This window comes from Nocardia sp. XZ_19_231 (assembly GCF_015355705.1).
In the GTDB taxonomy this organism is placed as follows: Bacteria; Actinomycetota; Actinomycetes; order Mycobacteriales; family Mycobacteriaceae; genus Nocardia; species Nocardia salmonicida.
Map to the genome: position 1 here is coordinate 1 of NZ_JACUZI010000024.1, position 797 is coordinate 797.

The window sequence follows — 797 nt, forward strand, 5'->3', positions numbered from 1 at the left end:
GGGCCAGGTGTGTGGATGGGTAGGGGAGCGTCCTGTGGCCGTGGAAGCAGCAGTGTGAACTAGCTGTGGAGGCCACGGGAGTGAGAATGCAGGCATGAGTAGCGAAAGACGAGTGAGAAACTCGTCCGCCGAATGACCAAGGGTTCCTGGGCCAGGTTAATCCGCCCAGGGTGAGTCGGGACCTAAGGCGAGGCCGACAGGCGTAGTCGATGGACAACGGGTTGATATTCCCGTACCCGTGTATCCGCGCCCAATGCTGAATCAGTTGTGCTAAGTATCCAAAAGTTGTCTTATCAAGCCTTCGGGCGAGAGGGATGACGGCTGCATACGACCCTGGCTGTAGTAGGTAAGCGATGGGGTGACGCAGGAAGGTAGCTGGGCCAGGTGATGGAATACCTGGTGTAAGCCTGTAGGGCGTTGTGTAGGCAAATCCGCACAGCATGAAGCCTGAGAGGTGATGCGTACCCGTTGAGGGGAATTCAGTGATCCTATGCTGCCGAGAAAAGCCTCTAGCGAGCTGGTACACGGCCCGTACCCCAAACCGACACAGGTGGTCAGGTAGAGAATACTAAGGCGATCGAGAGAACTGTGGTTAAGGAACTCGGCAAAATGCCCCCGTAACTTCGGGAGAAGGGGGACCTGGTCTGGTGACGTTCTTTACGGACTGAGCTGGGCGAGGTCGCAGAGACCAGAGAGAAGCGACTGTTTACTAAAAACACAGGTCCGTGCGAAGTCGTAAGACGATGTATACGGACTGACGCCTGCCCGGTGCCGGAAGGTTAAGAGGACCGGTTAGC

Annotated in this window: 1 rRNA gene; it reads left to right on the forward strand. The window is 56.6% G+C overall.

Annotated features, from left to right (window positions below):
* Positions 1 to 797 (forward strand): 23S ribosomal RNA (locus IBJ82_RS34380); the annotation flags it as partial.